Source organism: Methylopila capsulata (assembly GCF_016907975.1).
GTDB lineage: Bacteria > Pseudomonadota > Alphaproteobacteria > Rhizobiales > Methylopilaceae > Methylopila > Methylopila capsulata.
Genome location: NZ_JAFBCY010000001.1, coordinates 335,799 through 353,415, shown reverse-complemented (window position 1 = coordinate 353,415; position 17,617 = coordinate 335,799). Strand labels below are relative to the sequence as shown.

21 protein-coding genes are annotated in these 17,617 nt (G+C 67.8%); 10 read left to right on the top strand and 11 right to left on the bottom strand.

The features are described 5' to 3' along the window. Positions 1–32 precede the first annotated feature (32 nt). Positions 33–560 (top strand): (R)-specific enoyl-CoA hydratase RipB/Ich, encoded by a 528-nt coding sequence (ripB, locus tag JOD31_RS01635; protein WP_204948573.1) that lies wholly within the window; start codon positions 33–35, stop codon positions 558–560. Positions 561–704: 144 nt separating this feature from the next. Here ripB and msrA read toward each other — a convergent pair whose 3' ends face one another. The 7 genes from msrA to pqqA all read right to left on the bottom strand — a co-directional run bounded on the left by msrA (position 705) and on the right by pqqA (position 5,194). Beyond that, positions 705–1,229: a peptide-methionine (S)-S-oxide reductase MsrA gene (gene msrA, locus JOD31_RS01630; protein WP_204948572.1), complete on the bottom strand. Its 525-nt coding sequence runs from the start codon at positions 1,227–1,229 to the stop codon at positions 705–707. Positions 1,230–1,296: 67 nt separating this feature from the next. Continuing rightward, a complete protein-coding gene (locus JOD31_RS01625; protein WP_204948571.1) occupies positions 1,297–1,611 on the bottom strand; it encodes a polyhydroxyalkanoic acid system family protein in 315 nt (104 codons plus the stop codon). Positions 1,612–1,766: 155 nt separating this feature from the next. Beyond that, positions 1,767–2,936, bottom strand: a complete 1,170-nt coding sequence (gene pqqE, locus JOD31_RS01620) for a pyrroloquinoline quinone biosynthesis protein PqqE (protein WP_204949309.1) — start codon at positions 2,934–2,936, stop codon at positions 1,767–1,769. A gap of 125 nt (positions 2,937–3,061) precedes the next feature. After that, positions 3,062–3,343 carry a pyrroloquinoline quinone biosynthesis peptide chaperone PqqD gene (gene pqqD, locus JOD31_RS01615; RefSeq protein WP_204948570.1) on the bottom strand — a complete coding sequence of 94 codons (282 nt, stop codon included), beginning with the start codon at positions 3,341–3,343 and terminating at the stop codon, positions 3,062–3,064. Next, complete coding sequence (gene pqqC / locus JOD31_RS01610; protein ID WP_204948569.1) at positions 3,340–4,092, bottom strand: pyrroloquinoline-quinone synthase PqqC; 753 nt, start codon at positions 4,090–4,092, stop codon at positions 3,340–3,342. Before pqqC ends, pqqD begins: the two co-directional genes overlap by 4 nt. A 20-nt stretch (positions 4,093–4,112) precedes the next feature. Then, positions 4,113–5,057, bottom strand: a complete 945-nt coding sequence (gene pqqB, locus JOD31_RS01605; RefSeq protein ID WP_204949308.1) for a pyrroloquinoline quinone biosynthesis protein PqqB — start codon at positions 5,055–5,057, stop codon at positions 4,113–4,115. Positions 5,058–5,113: 56 nt separating this feature from the next. Beyond that, positions 5,114–5,194 carry a pyrroloquinoline quinone precursor peptide PqqA gene (gene pqqA / locus JOD31_RS19795; protein ID WP_081761428.1) on the bottom strand — a complete coding sequence of 27 codons (81 nt, stop codon included), beginning with the start codon at positions 5,192–5,194 and terminating at the stop codon, positions 5,114–5,116. A gap of 521 nt (positions 5,195–5,715) precedes the next feature. Here pqqA and cysS point away from each other — a divergent pair. After that, positions 5,716–7,074: a cysteine--tRNA ligase gene (gene cysS / locus JOD31_RS01595; RefSeq protein WP_204948568.1), complete on the top strand. Its 1,359-nt coding sequence runs from the start codon at positions 5,716–5,718 to the stop codon at positions 7,072–7,074. A gap of 10 nt (positions 7,075–7,084) precedes the next feature. Beyond that, complete coding sequence (gene cimA / locus JOD31_RS01590) at positions 7,085–8,683, top strand: citramalate synthase (protein ID WP_204948567.1); 1,599 nt, start codon at positions 7,085–7,087, stop codon at positions 8,681–8,683. A 135-nt stretch (positions 8,684–8,818) separates the two neighbouring features. Here the strand turns inward: cimA and JOD31_RS01585 are convergent, their stop codons facing one another. The 4 genes from JOD31_RS01585 to JOD31_RS01570 form a co-directional block, all read right to left on the bottom strand. Beyond that, complete coding sequence (locus tag JOD31_RS01585; protein WP_204948566.1) at positions 8,819–9,499, bottom strand: DUF599 domain-containing protein; 681 nt, start codon at positions 9,497–9,499, stop codon at positions 8,819–8,821. Between the two features lie 49 nt (positions 9,500–9,548). After that, positions 9,549–9,986, bottom strand: coding sequence for a DUF1489 family protein (locus JOD31_RS01580; protein WP_204948565.1), 438 nt, complete (start codon positions 9,984–9,986; stop codon positions 9,549–9,551). A 100-nt stretch (positions 9,987–10,086) separates the two neighbouring features. Continuing rightward, on the bottom strand, positions 10,087–10,521 hold the full coding sequence (locus JOD31_RS01575; RefSeq protein WP_246482300.1) for a hypothetical protein: 435 nt from the start codon (positions 10,519–10,521) through the stop codon (positions 10,087–10,089). A gap of 44 nt (positions 10,522–10,565) precedes the next feature. Continuing rightward, the gene (locus tag JOD31_RS01570; protein ID WP_204948564.1) at positions 10,566–11,027 is read right to left on the bottom strand and encodes an outer membrane protein assembly factor BamE; all 462 of its coding nucleotides are present in this window, start codon (positions 11,025–11,027) and stop codon (positions 10,566–10,568) included. Here JOD31_RS01570 and JOD31_RS01565 point away from each other — a divergent pair. From JOD31_RS01565 to JOD31_RS01535, 7 genes are all read left to right on the top strand, one after another. Further along, entirely contained in the window at positions 11,026–11,742 is a 717-nt protein-coding gene (locus tag JOD31_RS01565) for a ubiquinol-cytochrome C chaperone family protein (RefSeq protein WP_204948563.1), read from the top strand. The genes JOD31_RS01570 and JOD31_RS01565 overlap by 2 nt on opposite strands. After that, entirely contained in the window at positions 11,739–12,266 is a 528-nt protein-coding gene (locus tag JOD31_RS01560) for a DUF177 domain-containing protein (protein ID WP_246482299.1), read from the top strand. Before JOD31_RS01565 ends, JOD31_RS01560 begins: the two co-directional genes overlap by 4 nt. A gap of 114 nt (positions 12,267–12,380) precedes the next feature. After that, the gene (gene plsX, locus JOD31_RS01555; RefSeq protein WP_204948562.1) at positions 12,381–13,451 is read left to right on the top strand and encodes a phosphate acyltransferase PlsX; all 1,071 of its coding nucleotides are present in this window, start codon (positions 12,381–12,383) and stop codon (positions 13,449–13,451) included. Further along, entirely contained in the window at positions 13,448–14,425 is a 978-nt protein-coding gene (locus JOD31_RS01550; RefSeq protein ID WP_271206145.1) for a beta-ketoacyl-ACP synthase III, read from the top strand. Before plsX ends, JOD31_RS01550 begins: the two co-directional genes overlap by 4 nt. Positions 14,426–14,545: 120 nt before the next feature. Further along, on the top strand, positions 14,546–14,893 hold the full coding sequence (locus JOD31_RS01545; RefSeq protein WP_204948561.1) for an integration host factor subunit alpha: 348 nt from the start codon (positions 14,546–14,548) through the stop codon (positions 14,891–14,893). 17 nt (positions 14,894–14,910) lie between these two features. After that, positions 14,911–15,507, top strand: coding sequence for a MerR family transcriptional regulator (locus tag JOD31_RS01540; protein WP_204948560.1), 597 nt, complete (start codon positions 14,911–14,913; stop codon positions 15,505–15,507). A gap of 174 nt (positions 15,508–15,681) precedes the next feature. Further along, positions 15,682–17,556 (top strand): autotransporter assembly complex protein TamA, encoded by a 1,875-nt coding sequence (locus JOD31_RS01535; RefSeq protein ID WP_204948559.1) that lies wholly within the window; start codon positions 15,682–15,684, stop codon positions 17,554–17,556. Positions 17,557–17,617 lie beyond the last annotated feature (61 nt).

The window sequence follows — 17,617 nt, the reverse complement described above, 5'->3', positions numbered from 1 at the left end:
GCGCGGGCGCGACACCCGGAGAGCCGACACCCATGACCGATAGCCTTCCCGCCTACAAGATCGTCGGCGAGCGCCGCTTCCGCGAGACCTCCGGTCTCTACTTCGAGGACTTCGAGCCCGGCGACGTCTACGAGCACCGGCCCGGCCGGACGCTGCTCGACGTTGACAACGTGTGGTTCACGCTGCTGACCATGAACACCCAGCAGGTCCACTTCGACGCGGCCTACGCCGACAAGACCGAGTGGAAGAAGCTGCTGGTGGACTCGACCTTCACGCTGGCGCTGCTGACCGGCATGAGCGTGCGCACGGTGAGCGCGAAGGTCGTCGCCAATCTCGGCTGGGACAAGGTCAAGGCGACCGCGCCGGTGTTCGCCGGCGACACGCTCTACGCCGAGAGCACGGTGCTCTCGAAGCGCGAATCCAAGTCCCGGCCGCATCAGGGCATCGTCACGGTGCTCACCCGCGGCGTGAACCAGGACGGCGCCGAAGTGATGAGCTTCGAGCGCACCATGCTGGTCTACCGTCGCGGCCAGTCGCCGGAAGAGGCCGCGAATTACTGACAGCCCGGACGCCGCACGGTTCATCCCAAGTCGCGCGCGGCGGTCGATCGTCTGGAACGAAGGACGCCGCGCCGCGAGCGAGGAGGCCCACATCGGCCGCCATGGGCGCGCGCAAACGCACGGCGCCTGTCGTCATCCGCCCGATCAGCTTGCCCGCCGAACCTCCTCGCGGGTCGGCAGGCGCCAGTTCGGCCGGATGTAGTGGCAGGTGTAGCCGTTGGGGAAACGCTCGAGGTAATCCTGATGCTCGGGCTCGGCCTCCCAGAACGGGCCGGCCGCCGCAACCTCGGTGACCACCTTGCCCGGCCACAGTCCGGACGCGTTCACGTCGGCGATCGTCTCCTCGGCGATCTCACGCTGGACGTCGTCGACGTAGAAGATCGCCGAACGATAGCCGGGGCCGCGGTCGTTGCCCTGGCGGTTCGGAGTCGTCGGGTCGTGGATCTGAAAGAAGAACTCCAGCATCCGCCGGAAGCTCGTGATCTCCGGATCGAAGGTGATCTCGATCGCTTCGGCGTGGGTGCCGTGGTTGCGGTATGTGGCGTTCGGCACGTCGCCGCCGCTGTAGCCCACCCGGGTCGAGACCACGCCCGGCTGTTTCCGGATCAGGTCCTGCATGCCCCAGAAGCACCCGCCGGCCAGAACCGCGCGTTCGGTGGTCGTGCTCATCGCCGTCTCCTTGGGTTGAGTCATAGAGAGAATATCGGGACGCGGAGGCGACTTTTCAAAGCGCGCCTCAGGCGCGCGACGGACCGGGCTTCTCCAGCATGATGCGCGAGCTCTTCTCGACGAAATCCCGGATCGCGCCGGACATCATCGACAGCATCAGCGGCACCTCGATCTCGCCCCGCACCAGCGCGTCCTCAACCTCGATCGCGACGCCGACGGACTGCCCCATGGCCGAGATCTGAAGCGCGAGCCTGTCTTCGGCCGTCCATGAGGACGCGACCGACCCGCCGCCCGGGATGTGCCTTTCCAGCGCGGGCAGGCCGTTCTCGATCCGGCGTTTGGCTTCCGCTCGGCCGAGGTTGTGGGGAATCTCGAATTTCAATGCTCTAGCTCCCGTCCGTTGGCGGGCGCTGCCTATCACAGTTCGAGCGTCCCTGGATCACCGCGGCGGGGCGCTCTTGCGCTCCGTCTTCCCCGATCGGCGATGATCCAGATCGCTTCGGGCAACCGTGAGCCGTCCGCCCCGCCGACGTCCGTCTAAGCCGGCGCGCCGTTGTTGCGGGTGATCTGCACCTTGGGGCGGCCATCGACGCCGCCGAAGCTGCGGTAGACGTAGTCGGTCTTGCCCGAGTCCGCCGCCTTCAGCGCCAGCGAGGTGATCTTGGCGTGGAACGGCGACAGCGAGCAGGCCGGATCGGCGTTCGCCGGGTCGCCGGTGATCGCCAGCGCCTGGCAGCGGCAGCCGCCGAAGTCGATCTCCTTGCGCGGGCAGGAGGTGCAGGGCTCCTTCATCCAGCTCGTGCCGCGGTAGGCCTCGAACGCAGATCCGTGCTCCCAGATCTCCGAGAGGCTCTTCTCGGTGACGTAGTCGAACACGAGGTGCGGGATGGTCTCAGCCGCGTGGCAGGGCAGCACCTTGCCCTGGGGCGTGACGTTCAGCGACTGCTTGCCCCACCCGCCGACGCAGGGCTTCGGCAGCCGCGCGTAATAGTCCGGCACCACGGCGTCGATGACGAGCTTGCCCTGCAGCTCCTCGCGGAGGCGCTCGACGGTGGCGGCGGCCGCCATCACCTGCTCACGCGTCGGCATCAGCATGTTCCGGTTCTCGAGCGCCCAGCCGTAATACTGCGAGTGGGCGATCTCGACGCGCCGCGCGCCGAACTCCAGCGCCATGTTCACCAGCGCCTCGATGTTCTCGATGTTGGCGCGGTGGATGACGGCGTTGATGGTCAGCGGCAGGCCGAGCTCGAGCACCTGCCCTGCGAGAACGCGCTTCTTCTCATGGGCGCCCTTGAGGCCCGCGATGCGGTCGGCGTTGTCGGGCAGGGCGTCCTGGATCGACAGCTGGACATGGTCGAGGCCCGCGTCCGCCAGCTCCTTGAGCTTGTCGTAGGTGACGCCGATGCCGGAGGTGATGAGGTTGGTGTAAAGCCCGACCTTCACCGCATGGGCCGTCAGCTCCACGATGTCCTTGCGCGCCGTCGGCTCGCCGCCGGACAGGTGGAGGTGCAGCACGCCCATGGCGGCGGCTTCCGAAAACACCCGCTTCCAGGTTTCGGTGTCGAGCTCCAGCGAGCGCTTCTCGAGGTCCACGGGATTAGAGCAGTAGGGGCAGGACAACGGGCAGCGGTGCGTGAGCTCCGCCAGCATGCCGAGCGGCGCCGGCGGCGGCACGCGGGTCGCCGTGGACGGGTTCGGAACGGTCATGTCGTTCATTGCGCGTTCCTTTCGTTCGTGCCGAGACCGCGTCCCTCAGGGCGCCGTCCCGGCAAAAGCGCGCGTCATGCCTGAAAGCGCTTCTGGCATGACGGCTCGACCCGTCGCCGTCGCCCTCACTCCAGATCCAGCACGCGCTTGGCCTGAAGATCGGCCAGCATCTTCTTCACGTCGGTCTCGATCGTTTCGCGCGGCGCCGCATAGGCGGTCGCGAGATCGTCGACGATCGCAGTCACGGTTCGAACGCCGTCGCAGCGCTCCAGCACGGCGACCGCGATCGGATCCGGCTTCAGCACGCGCTCGGGCGCGAGCAGGAGCCATTCATTGCGCACCTCGTCGCGGCGAAGACGCACGCCGCGCGGAAGTTTCGGGACCGCGTCCGAGGAGACCTCGATCATTCCGCGGCCTGGCGGGCGTCGCCGCGCTCGGCCTGGAATGCGTCCGGCCAGGGCTTGGCGTAGATGTAGCCGTGCTCCAGCGCGTCGAGCATGCTCCAGAGCATCGAGCACTTGAACTCCAGAGCCGCAATCGCCGCGTCCTGCTGCTCGCGGGTCTTGGCGTGCTCGAACACGTAGGCGAGGGCGAAGTCGCTGTCGCGCTTCGCCTGCACCGGGCGCTTGTTGAAGTAGGCGAGCGTCTCGGGCGTCACGTAGTCGTAGTGCGCCAGCATGCCCTCGGACCGCACCTTGATGACGGACGGCGAGAACAGCTCCGTTAGCGACGAGGCGATCGCCTCGAGCAGCGGGCGGTCGCGACAGAACGAGATGTAGGCCGTCACCGCAAATTTGGTGGCGGGGAGGGCGAGTCGGCCCGATATCACGGTCTCGCGGTCGAGGCCGAGGTCGTCGGTCAGCTTCAGCCACTTGGCGATGCCGCCTTCGCCCTCGCGCTCGCCGTCGTGGTCGATGATGCGCTGGCGCCATTCGCGCCGCATGCCGGCGTCCTCCAGCCGGGCGAGGACCTGCGAATCCTTCTGCGGAATGCAGGCTTGGTAGAGGTAGCGGTTGAGCGCCCAGGCCTCGACCTCGGTGCGGGTGCATTGGCCCGACTGCAGGCGGATCTGGAACGGATGCCGGCTGTGGTACCGACGGGCGCCGACGTCGCGGAGACGCGCCTCCAGTTCGGCGGGTGAGAGCAGGTCTGCCATCGCGAAGTCCTCCGCAGATCTCAAGCCGCGGTTGTTCCGCGGTCTTCGAACGTCCGTTCCGAGGCGAGGCCGCCCAGGGCGACCTCCAGCCCGTCTTCCGACACCCGCCACCCGGCCGACTCGACGGCCGCGCGCTCGGCGGAGCCTTCGATGAGGATGCGGTTGGTGTTGTTAATATGAATGTAGATCTTCTGACCCACCTGCACACCGTCGAAGGCGTGAAGCGATCCGCCTTCGCCTGAGATGGGCACGTGCCCCATCCGGCGCCCGGTCTTCACGCCGACGCCCGCCTGGCGCATTTCGTCGTCTTCGAACACCGTGCCGTCAAACAGCAGCGCGTCCGCGCCGTCGACGCGGGCGAGCACGCCGGCGTCGACGGTCGCGCAGCCCGGAATGTACACGAGGGTCATGCCGTCGCGCGTGATCTCCACCCCGACTGTGTCGCCGCCGGCGTCGCCGATGGTGAGGTTTTCGGTCTCGAGATAGAGCGGCACCTTGCCGGGGACGCCAAAGAACTCGATCGTCGAATCGTCGATCCGGAACGGCTGGTTCAGCGCCACGACCTCGCGCGCCACCATGTCCTTCGCCAGCACGCCGAAGATCGGGTTGACGTCGAGGATGCCGGAGATCTGCGAGGTGGCGTAGACGGACAGCGGCGAACGCTCGCGCAGCGTGATAAGGCCGTCGACATGGTCGACGTCGCCGTTGGTCAGCACGACGGAGCGAATGGGGGTCTCGCGCAGCCCGGTGGGCTGCAGCAGAGGGGTCGCCAGGATCTGGGAGCGCAGATCGGGCGACGCGTTGAACAGCGTCCAGCGCCCTTCACCGGTCTCGACCGCGATCGACGACTGGGTACGCCGTTTCACGCGTGGATCGTTCTTCCACGCGAGGTCGCACACCGGACAGCGGCAATTCCACTGGGGAAAGCCGCCGCCGGCGGCAGAACCGAGAACGACAAGGCGCAACGCCATGATGTTAATCCGCCGCTGCGCCTGTCATCCTCACTACAATCCAACTAAGCTCAGAGCTCAGCCGGGCTGTAGGACGTGACTTCGAGGCCCACCGGGGTCTCAGAGACGATCGGAGCGGTCCAAATGGCCATGGTAGCCTCCTTCGGGGTTTCCTAAGACTTCCGCGCCGACGGATAAGATCCGGTTCGATTTGGCGCACGATGGAATATAGCTTCCGAACCCCACCGCCGCCATAGAACGCCGCCTTAAATCTTGGTAATGCGGGAGCGGTTTTCTCAAGAAGTTCTTAGGTTTTCCGACGTCCATGCGGCTCCCGGCGACGCCGGATCGCCGCAATCCCGCCGCGCTCTTGGCGGCGTCCATTTTGCGGCGGTGAGCGGGCGTCGCGGCGCGCGTTCGACGGCGTCATACGTTCGTCGGGGGCTGGCCGCGCGGAAGCGCGCTCTCGAGCGGGGGACCACGGGCTGCAGAAGCGCTCGCTTGACGCCTCGCTTGAGCTTCACCATTGTCCCGCGCCATGGAAGCCGAGCAGTCGACCCGCCTCAACCGGATCGTCATTATCTGCGGTTAGCTGAAAAGCGGGCCGCGGCGGTTTTTTCTTGATCTTTGGATGAGAGAAGAACGACCTCCCGGCCGATGAGGAGGACGGCGCTTGTCTGCGCTCAAGATCTACAACTCGCTGACCCGCACGAAGGACGACTTCGCGCCGATCGATCCCGCGAACGTGCGGATGTATGTGTGCGGGCCGACGGTCTACGACCGCGCCCACATCGGCAACGCGCGCCCGGTCATCGTCTTCGATCTCGTGTACCGGCTGCTCCGGCATCTCTACGGCGCGGACCACGTGACCTACGTCCGCAACGTCACCGACGTGGACGACAAGATCAACGCGCGCGCGGCGGAGCGCGGGATCAGCATCGGTGAACTGACCGAAGACACCGCCCGCGGTTTCCGCGAGGACGTGGCGGAGCTCGGGACGCTGACGCCGAGCCATGAGCCGCGCGCGACGGAGTTCATCTGCCGCGGCGCGGACGAACTCGACATGGTGAAGCTGGTCGAGCGCCTGATCGCCCGCGGCCACGCCTATGAGGCGGACGGCCATGTGCTGTTCGACGTCGCCTCCATGCCCGCCTACGGCCGCCTCGCGCGCCGCTCGCTCGACGAGATGGAGGCTGGCGCCCGCGTCGAGGTCGCCTCCTACAAGAAGGGCCCGATGGACTTCGTGCTGTGGAAGCCCTCGAAGGCGGGCGAGCCGGCCTGGGAGAGCCCATGGGGCCAGGGCCGTCCGGGCTGGCATCTCGAGTGCTCGGCGATGTCGGCCGCGCTGCTCGGCGAGACCTTCGACATCCACGGCGGCGGCATCGACCTGATCTTTCCGCACCACGAGAACGAGATCGCCCAGTCGACCTGCTGCTTCGGCGGGGACACCATGGCGAACGTCTGGATGCACAACGGCTTCCTGCAGGTCGAAGGCGAGAAGATGTCGAAGTCGCTCGGCAACTTCGTCACCATCCGCGAGGTCCTGGCCGACTGGCCGGGCGACGTCGCCCGCCTCGCGATGCTCGCCGCGCATTACCGCCAGCCGATCAACTGGACGCTGAAGGGCCTGCAGGAGGCCGAACGGACGCTGTCGCAGTGGTTCGAGGCCGCGGCGGGCGAGGCCGATCCGCGGCCTGCGGAGAGCGTGGTCGAGGCGCTGTCGGACGACCTCAACACGCCGAAGATGATCGCGGAAATCCACCGCCTGAAATCCGAAGGCCGTCGCAAGCCGCTGGCCGGGACGCTCGCCTTTCTCGGGTTCCGGCCCGACGTCCTCAGCCAGTGGCACGCCGCCAAGGCTCCCGAACTCGGCGTGCCCCGGGAGGAGATCGAGCGCCTGGTCGACGCGCGTCTGGAGGCGCGCCGCGAGCGGAACTGGGCGGAGGCCGACCGGATCCGCGACGAGTTGCTCGCCAAGGGCGTCGTGCTGAAGGACGGCGCTGGCGGCACGACCTGGGAGGTGGCCCGGTGAGCGCCGCGCCGTGACCCGCGAGCGGATCTATCTGTTCGACACGACGCTGCGCGACGGCGCGCAGACGGCGGGGGTCGACTTCACGCTCGCGGACAAGATGGCGGTCGCGACGATGCTCGACCGTCTGGGCGTCGACTATGTCGAGGGCGGCTACCCCGGCGCGAACCCCACCGACACGGCGTTCTTCTCGGAGAACCGCACCACGCGGGCGACCTTCGTGGCCTTCGGCATGACCAAGCGGGCCGGGCGGTCGGTCGAGAACGACGCCGGCCTGCAGGGCGTGCTGCAGGCGAAGGCCGCAGCCTGCTGCTTCGTGGGCAAGAGCTGGGATTTCCACGTCGTCCACGCGTTGGGAATCACGCTCGAAGAGAACATCGAGCAGATCCGAGAGACCGTCGCCGCCGCGATCGCGGCAGGGCGCGAGGCGATGATCGACTGCGAGCACTTCTTCGACGGCTACAAGGCGAACCCGGACTACGCGTTGGCCTGCGCCAAGGCCGCCTACGACGCCGGCGCGCGCTGGGTGGTGCTGTGCGACACCAACGGCGGCACGACGCCGGACGAGGTCACGGCGATCGTGGCGAAGGCCAAGGCGGTCGTTCCGGGCGCGAACCTCGGCATCCACGCCCACGACGACATGGGCCTCGCGGTGGCGAACTCTCTCGCGGCCGTCGACGCCGGCGCCCGGCAGATCCAGGGCACGCTGAACGGCCTGGGCGAACGCTGCGGCAACGCCAACCTTGCGACGCTGATTCCTTCGCTGAAGCTGAAGCCGGACTACGCCGAACGGTTCGAGATCGGCGTGTCGGACGAGGGTCTCGCCACCCTGACGCAGCTGTCCCGCGCCTTCGATGAACTGCTGAACCGGCCGTCGAACCGCCACGCGCCCTACGTCGGCGCAAACGCTTTCGCGACCAAGGCGGGCATTCACGCCTCGGCGATTCTGAAGGACCCCCGCACCTACGAGCACGTCGCGCCGGAGTCCGTCGGCAACCACCGGCGGCTGCTGGTGTCCGACCAGGGCGGCAAGTCCAACCTCGTGTCGGAACTCGCCCGCATCGGGGTGGAGGTCGACAAGACGGACCCGCGGCTCGACCGCCTGCTCGCCGAGGTGAAGCGGCGCGAGGCGGAGGGCTACGCCTATGAGGGCGCGGACGCCTCCTTCGCGCTGCTCGCCAACCGCGCGCTCGGTCGGGTGCCGGATTTCTTCACGATCGAGAGCTTCCGCGTGATGGTCGAGCGTCGCCACAACGCCTTGGGCGAACTCGTCACCATGTCCGAGGCGGTGGTGAAGCTGACGGTCGACGGCGAGACCCTTATCACGGCGGCCGAGGGCAACGGTCCGATAAACGCGCTCGACGTGGCGCTTCGCAAGGATCTCGGCCGCTACCAGCCCTACATCGCCGACCTCAGGCTCACGGACTACAAGGTCCGCATCCTGAACGGCGGCACCGAAGCCGTGACCCGCGTGCTCATAGAGTCGACCGATGGCGGCGGCGTCGTCTGGACCACGGTCGGCGTGTCGCCCAACATCATCGACGCCTCGTTCGAGGCGCTGGTCGACAGCCTGACCTACAAGCTGCTGAAGGCGGGCGCGCCCGCTCCGTAACGCGCGACCCGACGGATCGCGTTTGCCGACCTCTGTCGTTTGGCGTCACCGCGCTCGCCTCGCCTCGACGCACCAAAAACGAACCGACTGCGGAGAGAGCGCAGCGCCTGCGCGTCGCTGCGACGCCGGCTCCGGTCAGCCTTCGTATCCCGCGGCCTTGAGCGGCTCGGACGAGAACTGTCGACGGTGCAGGATGACCGTGACGAGCGTCGTCGTCACGAGCAGCGCCCAGGGGCTGACGAACCAGCCGATGTAGGCCAGCGAGAAGAACAGACCGCGCAGGCCTCGGTTGAAGTGGCGTCCGGCTTCGATGTTCATCCGCGCGGCGCGCTCCAGCGCGACGGCCATCTCCGGCGTATCGATCTCCTCGTGCGGCGGGGCGCAGACCACGAGGATCGAGCCGTAGTTGAACAGCCGGTAGGCCCAGACGAACTTGAAGAAGGCGTAGACCAGGATCGCTGCGAGTCCGAGGATCTTGGCGTCGTAGACCTCGCGGGTGGTCACGAGGCCGAAGGGCAGGGCGGCGAACACTTCGACCGCCTCGCTGCTTGCGCCGAGGGCGGCCAGCGCGCCGCCGATGGCGATCAGGGAGGTCGAGGCGAAGAACGCCGAGCCGTTCTGAAGCCCCTGCATCGTGATCGAATCCGGCATGCGGTTCTCGCGCGCCGCCATCCGCCGCATCCAGTCCCGTCGCCGTTCGGCCATCACGGAGTTCAGGCTCCGCCGCGACCGCTCCGACCAAGTGTAATGGCCGAACCAGACGATGACGAAGTAGATCACGGCGGCGATGTCGAGCGGCGAGCCGGTCAAGGTCATGGCCGGGAGTTTAACCGCGGCGCCCGGCGTATGCGCAATGGCGCCGGGCTCACAGCAGGCCGAGGGAGCGGAGTTCCGCCACGAGATGCGGCGGAAGGCCGGGCGCCGCGGCTTCGTCCGTCGCGACGTCCTTCGGCGCATCAGCGTCCGGCAGGTAGCGCCAGCCCTGAAACGGACGCCGCGGCGCGGGACGCGTTGCGATCAGCTCTGGCGACAGCACCAGATCGCATCGTTCGATCCCATCGGCGCCCTTGGCGGAGCGGAGGTCGACGAGCGGCTGCCGGACGAGGATGACGCCCTTGATGACCCAGTAGAGCGAGCCGCCGTCGAGCAGTTCGGCGGCGCGTTTCGGCGCCATCCGGGTGGTGTGGATCTGCTCCTCGGGCAGCCCGCGACGCCGCTTCTCCGCCATGCGCTCGGCGATCCAGGACCGCAGATCCTCGACCGAGTCGCAGCCGACGCAGAGTTTCTGGAGATGGAGCGGCATCAGGTTCTCACCGGCGGCGACGTCGCCACCTTAGCCCTCCGCGTCCCCGGGCGAAGCGCCGACTTCGACGCGTCCACAGCAGGTAGCCGGAGAGGCGGGCTCAGATGCCTGGAGCGCGCTGCCAGCCGGACACGTCGAGCTTGTTTCGCAGACCCTTGCAGGGCCGCACCGTGACGCCGGGCACCACCGGCACGCGGCGCCGGTTCGCTTCCGACAGGCCGCGCATCGTCTCTGCGCAGGCGATGATCGCGAGGCCGGGGGCCCTCAGCCGGCCGATGTCGCGCTGGACGGTGGTCGTGCCGGGGATCACGGAGATGACGCCCCGGTTGGCGAGGATCAGGTTGAACTTCCGCCCGCGGCCGCCTTTGACGAAGTCCGAGCCGGCCCTGAGCGCGCGTTGAAACGCGGCGGGATCGTGGTTCTCGAGGATCGTGTACTGCTCGTCGCCCGGCGCAGCCGAGGCTGGCGCGGCGAAGTCGAGGATAAACGCCGCCGCGACCAGGCCGATGGGGGACAGGAAACGCAAAACTCGCATGGACGTCCTCCGGACCAAGGGGGCGATCTGCGTCGCCCTCCCGATCATTCCTCGTTCGAAAGCAGGCCCTTGAAGACATGCTCCAGGAAGTTGCGTTCCTGACCGGCGGTCGGCGTGACTTCGCCGATGAAGTCGAACAGGCGTCCGTCCTTGAGGCCGAAATTGGCGATTCGCTGGACGCGGCGATTCTGGTCGAAGTAGACCGCGACGACGCGTTGGTCGGTGATCGTCGGGTTCATGAAGGCGACCGGGCGCTTGGTCGTCTGGGAAATGTAATAGTAGACCTCGCCCTTGAGCGTCGCCGTCGTCGACGGCGTGCCGAGCACCACGAGCACCTGTTCCTGGCTCGAGCCGACAGGCACCTGCTGCAGCGAACTCTCGGAGAGGACGTAGCCTTTCTGCTGCGTCTCGGCGCAGCCCGAGAGCGTGACTGAGGCCAGTCCGAAAGCGAGCGTGGCCGCGGCGGCGCGCCCAGCGGCGGTCGTCTTCCCAAGCGAGATCGGCATGTCCTGGACTTCCTCCCGAAACGCGGCACGCGCAACTCATGACGGGTCGACGCGTCCGTCGCCGGACTTGTGCCTCCGTCGCACTTGGCGTAACCCGCGGAACGGCCCAGTTCAACAGGCGAAAGCGGCTGCCGGGCGCAGGCGCGCAGCAGTTCGAAGGCGACGACGGGCGATGGTGTTTGGTCTGTTCCAGCGGCGCGCCGCGTCGACGCCGTCCGCGACCGAGCGTGTCTACGGTCTGATCGTCGCCCAGGCGCGCGCGCCGTACTTCTATCGAGAGCTCGGCGTGCCCGACACGGTCATGGGACGGTACGAGATGATCGTGCTGCACGCCTTCTTGTATTTTCATCGGCTCAAGGCCGTTGAGCCCGCGGCGAAGGAGGCGGCGCAGGAGGTGTTCGACCTGATGTTCGCCGAGATGGACTCCGCGCTTCGCGAGATCGGCGTCGGCGACCTGACGGTCCCGAAGCGCATCAAAAGCATGGCCGGCGTGTTCTATGCGCGCGCGGCGGCCTACGAGGCCGCGCTGAAGTCGGCCGATGACGCGCAGCTGATCGGGGCGCTCGCGGCAGGCCCGTTCGAAGGCGCCGACGCGGCGGGCGCGCGGCAGCTCGCGCGTTACCTGCGCTCGGCGGTGGATGCGCTCGCGATTCAATCCGTGCCCGCGCTCGTTCAGTCCGGACCCATATTCCCGCAGGCGGAGGCCTCATCTTGACCGCATCGCCCTTGTCCCGCCCGATCGCCGTGGTCGACGTTGGCCCGAACGGCCTGACCGTTGACGTCATCGCCGACGAGGCCGAACGGGCCGCTCTGGCGGAGGCCAACGAGGCGGTCGCGGTCGAAGAGCTTCGGGCCGGCGTGACGGTGCGGCCGTTTGGCAAGGACGGAGTGGCCGTCACGGGGCAGGTCGACGCCAAGGTCCAGCGCATTTGCGTGGTGACGCTCGAGCCGTTCGTCGAGATCGTCAGCGAGCCGATCGACGTCCGTTTCGCCCCGGCGGCCGAGGTCGCCGCGGTCGAAGACGGCGGCGAGATCGAACTCGGACCGAACGACCCGCCGGATCCCTTCGTGGGGGGCGTGATCGACGTCGGAGCCGTCGTGTCGGAGTTCCTGACGCTCGGCCTCGATCCTTACCCGCGCAAGCCCGGGGCGACCTTCGAGCAGCCCTCGGGCCTGGACGGCGAAGGATCGGCGTTCGCCGAGCTCCGCAAGCTCAAGCGTCCCGATGACGGCGGCTGAGCTCGGCGTCCGCCGAGGGTTGCCACCCCGTCGCCAAACGTTATGGTCCGCGCGCGCCGCGCTCCCCCGGGCGTTTTGGCCGCGCCCGCTGAAAGATCTCGTCTTCTGCGCCCCATGACCGACACAGTCCGCCTCGCCCTCGACGCCATGGGCGGCGACCATGGCCCCTCCGTCGTCGTGCCGGGCGCCGCGCTCGCGCTCGCCCGCAAACCGGACATGACGTTCCTGTTCGTGGGCGACGAGGCGAAGATCCGTCCGCTTGTCGACGCCGAGCCGCGGCTCGCCGGGCGCTGCGAGATCCTGCACACCGACGTCGCCGTCCGCATGGACGACAAGCCGAGCGTCGCGCTTCGCAAGGGGCGCTGGAAATCCTCGATGTGGCTGGCGCTCGACGCGGTGAAGACGCATCGCTCCGACGCCGTGGTCTCGGCCGGCAACACCGGCGCGCTGATGGCCATGTCCCGATTCTGTCTCCGGATGATGGCGGACGTCGAACGCCCGGCCATCGCCGCGATCTGGCCGACGCTCCGAGGCGAGAGCATCGTGCTCGACGTCGGAGCGACCATCGGCGCCGACGCTCGCCAGCTCGTCGACTTCGCGGTGATGGGCTCCGCCATGGCGCGGATCCTGTTCGACCTCGATCGGCCGACCGTCGCGTTGCTCAACGTCGGCGTGGAGGAGATCAAGGGCGTCGAGCAGGTGAAGGAGGCCGCCCGCATCCTGCGCGAGGAGGATTTTCCCGCGCTCGACTTCCGCGGCTTCGTCGAGGGCGACGACCTCGGCAAGGGCACGGTCGACGTCGTGGTGACGGAGGGCTTTTCCGGCAACATCGCGCTCAAGACGGCCGAGGGGACGGCGCGGCAGATTGCGGAATATCTGCGCTCGGCCATGGGCCGCACATGGCTGTCCAAGCTGGGCTACCTGCTTGCGCGCGGGGCCTTCGACACGCTCAAGGAAAAGATGGATCCCCGGAAGGTGAACGGCGGCGTGTTTCTCGGACTCGACGGCGTGGTGATCAAGAGCCACGGCGGGACCGACGCCGAAGGTTTCGCCTCCGCGGTCGAGGTCGGGTACGAAATGGTGCGGTACGATTTGATGACGAAGATCCGGCAGGGACTGCTTCACGATCAGGGGGCCGACGCGCCGCCGCCGTCGCCGGCGTCTCTCGCGGGGGCGGAGTCGTGAGCCGCATTCGGTCCGTGGTGCGTGGTTGTGGGGCGTATCTGCCCTCGGATGTGCTCACGAACGCCGATCTGGCGAAGACGGTCGACACCTCGGACGAGTGGATCGTTCAGCGCACGGGCATCCGCCAACGTCACATCGCCGCGCATGGCGAAATGACGTCGGACCTCGCCGTTTTCGCCGCGCGCGCGGCGCTCGCGGATGGCGGCGTCGAGGCGTCGGAGATCGACCTCATCGTCCTCGCGACGGCGACTCCGGACAACACCTTTCCGGCGACCGCCACCACCGTGCAGGCGGCGCTCGGCATCACGCACGGCTTTGCGTTCGACGTGCAGGCGGTCTGTTCGGGGTTCCTCTATGCGCTCGCGACGGCCGACAAGTTCCTGATCTCGGGCCAGCACAAGCGCGCGCTGGTCATCGGCTCGGAAACGTTCTCGCGCATTCTCGATTGGACCGACCGCGGCACCTGCGTGCTGTTCGGCGACGGCGCGGGCGCCGTGGTTCTCGAAGCCCAGGAGCAGCCGGGCGAAAGCAGCGACCGCGGCGTGCTGACGACCCATCTGCGCTCGGACGGGCGCCACAAGAGCAAGCTGTTCGTCGACGGCGGTCCGTCGTCCACCGGCACGGTCGGCCATCTGCGGATGGAGGGCCGGGAGGTGTTCCGTCACGCCGTGGGCATGATCACCGACGTGATCGAGGACGCTTTCGCGGCGACCGGCGAAACCGCGGAAAGCATAGACTGGTTCGTTCCCCATCAGGCCAACCGCCGGATCATCGACGCCAGCGCTCAGAAGCTTCACATCGCGCCGGAGAAGGTGGTCCTGACCGTCGACCACCACGGAAACACCTCGGCCGCCTCGATCCCGCTGGCGCTCGCGGAGGCGCGGGCCGACGGCCGCATTAAGCAGGGCGACCTCGTACTGCTCGAGGCGATGGGAGGCGGTTTCACGTGGGGATCCGCCCTTGTGCGTTGGTGAGCGTGCGACGAACGAACGAGCTGCGCACGTTGACCATCGCTCCCGCGCTGAATAGCCTTTAGCCTCAATGGCCTCTCGCCGAAAGCGAGAGGGCGGGCGGCCATCCGGGGGAAGCGAGTGATGACAGGGCGCACTGTGACGCGCGCTGATCTGTGCGAGGCGGTCTACCAGAAGGTGGGACTGTCCCGGACCGAATCGGCGTCTCTGGTCGAAATGGTGCTGGCTGAGATCGGGGACTGCCTCGAGCGCGGCGAGACGGTGAAGCTGTCGTCGTTCGGCTCGTTCGTGGTGCGCGGCAAGGGGCAGCGCGTCGGACGGAACCCGAAAAGCGGCCAAGAGGTCCCGATCCCGCCCCGGCGGGTCATGGTGTTCAAGCCGTCGAACATTCTGAAGGATCGCATCAATGGCGGCGGCGACGCCGCCAAGCCCAAGTCGCGTTCGAAAGCCAAGGCGAACGGCGCGGCCTGACGAGAAAGAGGTGAGCTGTGGAGAAGGGCCCGGAAGCCTTCCGCACGATCAGTGAGGTCGCCGAAGAGCTTGGCGTTCCCCAGCACGTGCTTCGCTTCTGGGAGACGCGCTTCCCGCAGATCAAGCCGATCAAGCGCGGCGGCGGGCGTCGTTATTACCGTCCCAACGACGTGGACCTCCTCACCGGCATCAAGCACCTGCTCTACGGCGAGGGCTACACGATCCGGGGCGTCCAGCGGATCCTGAGAGAGCAGGGCGGCCGGAAGGTCGCGGCCTATGCGGACGGCGGCGCGCCCGCGCCGGAAGCCGCGGATCAGGATCTGGCCGAGGTTCGCGCCGATCGGGCCGCGGAGGCCGAAGCCTCAATCGGTCTGCTGGGTCTGCAATCCGGTCCGGAGCTTTGGGCGCCGCAGCGTCGGCCATCGTCGGAGCCTGCGCCTATCGCTCAGGCGACGCCGCCCGCGTCCGCCGCGGCTCCTGATCGATTAGAATCTCGAGGTGAGCCGTCTCCGGAGCGCCCGGCGTTCGCTCTGCCGGAGGACCACACGCAGCGGCTGCGGACGGCGCTCGCCGAACTCGAGGCCTGCCGGCGTCTGCTCGACGAGCGGCTTTAAAGCTCCACATAGGGTTGCGTACGTGTCGCCCCGCCCGTTAACGGAATATGAGTGGTATCCGAGGGGAGATGCGCAGGATGGTGTGGGATTCGAGCGTTGCGTAAACGAAAGCCCTCTGGCGTGCGTCGGTCGTTGTGGGTCGGCGCGGCTGCGGCCGCGCTGTGCGCGGGAGGAATGGCGCACGCCCAGCAGGATGCGCCGCCCGCCGCCACCTCCGGCGCGGCGTCCGCCGTCGCCGGCGTTTCCTACGTCACCACCGTGTCGGTCGTCGGCGACGACGCCGCAGTTCAGAAGATCGTTGACGACACGTCGACCCTCAAGTCGCTGCAGAAGGATTCCCCTCCGGGCGCCGCCGGCCTCGTCGGGCGCGCCAAGGTTGACATAGAGCGGCTCGCCGCCGCGCTGATGGCCACGGGCCGTTATGGCGCAATCGTCGACGTGACCATCGCGGGCGTGTCCGTGACGACGACCAGCGCGCCGGACGTGGCGCAGCGGTCGCGGCGACTGGTTCCGGTGGTGATCAAGGTCGATCCGGGTCCGGTGTTCACGATCGGTCGGGTCGCGATCCGCAATGCGGAACGCTCGACGACGCTGCCGCGCGTCGAGCCGGCCAAGGTCGGCCTGGCGCCGGGCGCGCCTGCGCCCTCGTCGGCGGTCTTCGGCGCCGAAGCCAAGATTGTCGACCAGTTGCGACGCGACGGCTATCCCTTCGCCAAGGTCGCGAACCGCGAGGTGACCGCCGACCACGCGGTCAAGAAGCTCGACGTGACCATCGACGTCGCCGCCGGGCCGCGCTCTCCGTTCGGCGAGGTCTCGGTGAACGGCACGAAGGACGTCGATCCGGCTGTCGTTCGCGGTCGCGTGCCGTTCGAGCCCGGCGATCGCTACGACCCGGAGAAAATGGTCGAGCTGAGGGACGAGCTCGCCAAGCTCGATGTGTTCTCCTCGATCCGGGTGAAAGAGGGAACGGAGCCGGACGCCCAGGGCCGCGTGCCGGTGATGATCGACGTCGAGGAGAAGAAGTTCCGCTACGTCGGCGCCGCAGCCAAATACAGCACCACCGACGGAGCGAGCGTCAGCGCCTACTGGGGACACCGCAACCTGTTCGGCGGCGCAGAGAAGCTGCGCGTCGAGGCGAGCGCCTCGCGCCTGATCAGCAACGACCCGCAGGACTACGAGTACGCGGTCAAGACCTCGTTCGAAAAACCCGGAATCTGGGGCGGATTCGACGATCTTCTGGCCGAGGTCGAGGCGATGCGCGAGCGTCCCGACGCCTATTGGCGCGACGGCGTCCGCGGGGCGGTCGCCATCCGCCGGCGGCTTTCGAGCGATCTGTCGATCCAGGCGGGCCTCGAGGTCGAAGCCTCCACGATCCGGGACACCTTCGGCGAGAAGGATTTTCTCCTCGTCGGCCTTCCTCTCGGGGCGACCTTCGACAACACCGACAGCAAGCTCGACCCGACCGAGGGCTTCCGGGCGACCCTGACGGCCGCGCCCTACTTCAACACGACCGGCGACGCGCCCTCGCTGAACATCATCAAGGGGCAGATCTCGGCCTACCAGAAGCTGGACGAGGATGCCCGGTTCATCGCGGCGGGCCGAATTGGCTTTGGTTCGGTCATCGGGCCGAGCGCGATCGAGGACGTGCCGGCGAACCGGCGCTTCTTCGCCGGTGGCGGCGGTTCGATCCGCGGCTTCGCCTACCAGAGCGCGAGCCCGCATTGCGACTCGTCGCAACCGACGCCGAAGCGGGCTCTCGACTGCAAGAAGGACACGCCGGTCGGCGGTCGGAGCCTGCTCGAGGCCTCCGCCGAGATGCGGATCAAGATCACGGACACCATCGGCGTGGTGCCCTTCGTCGACGCGGGCGCGGCCTTCGACAAGACCTATCCGGATTTCGGCGAGGACATCCGCGTCGGCGCGGGCGTCGGCCTGCGCTATTACACGGCGATCGGTCCCATTCGATTCGACGTGGCGACGCCGATCATGGGCAAGACGAAGAACGATCCGCTGGTCGCGTTCTACGTAAGCGTCGGACAGTCGTTCTGACGAACCGAAGCCTGGGCAGGCGGTATCCCTGTACATCAGGGATCAACGCAGGCTCAATGGA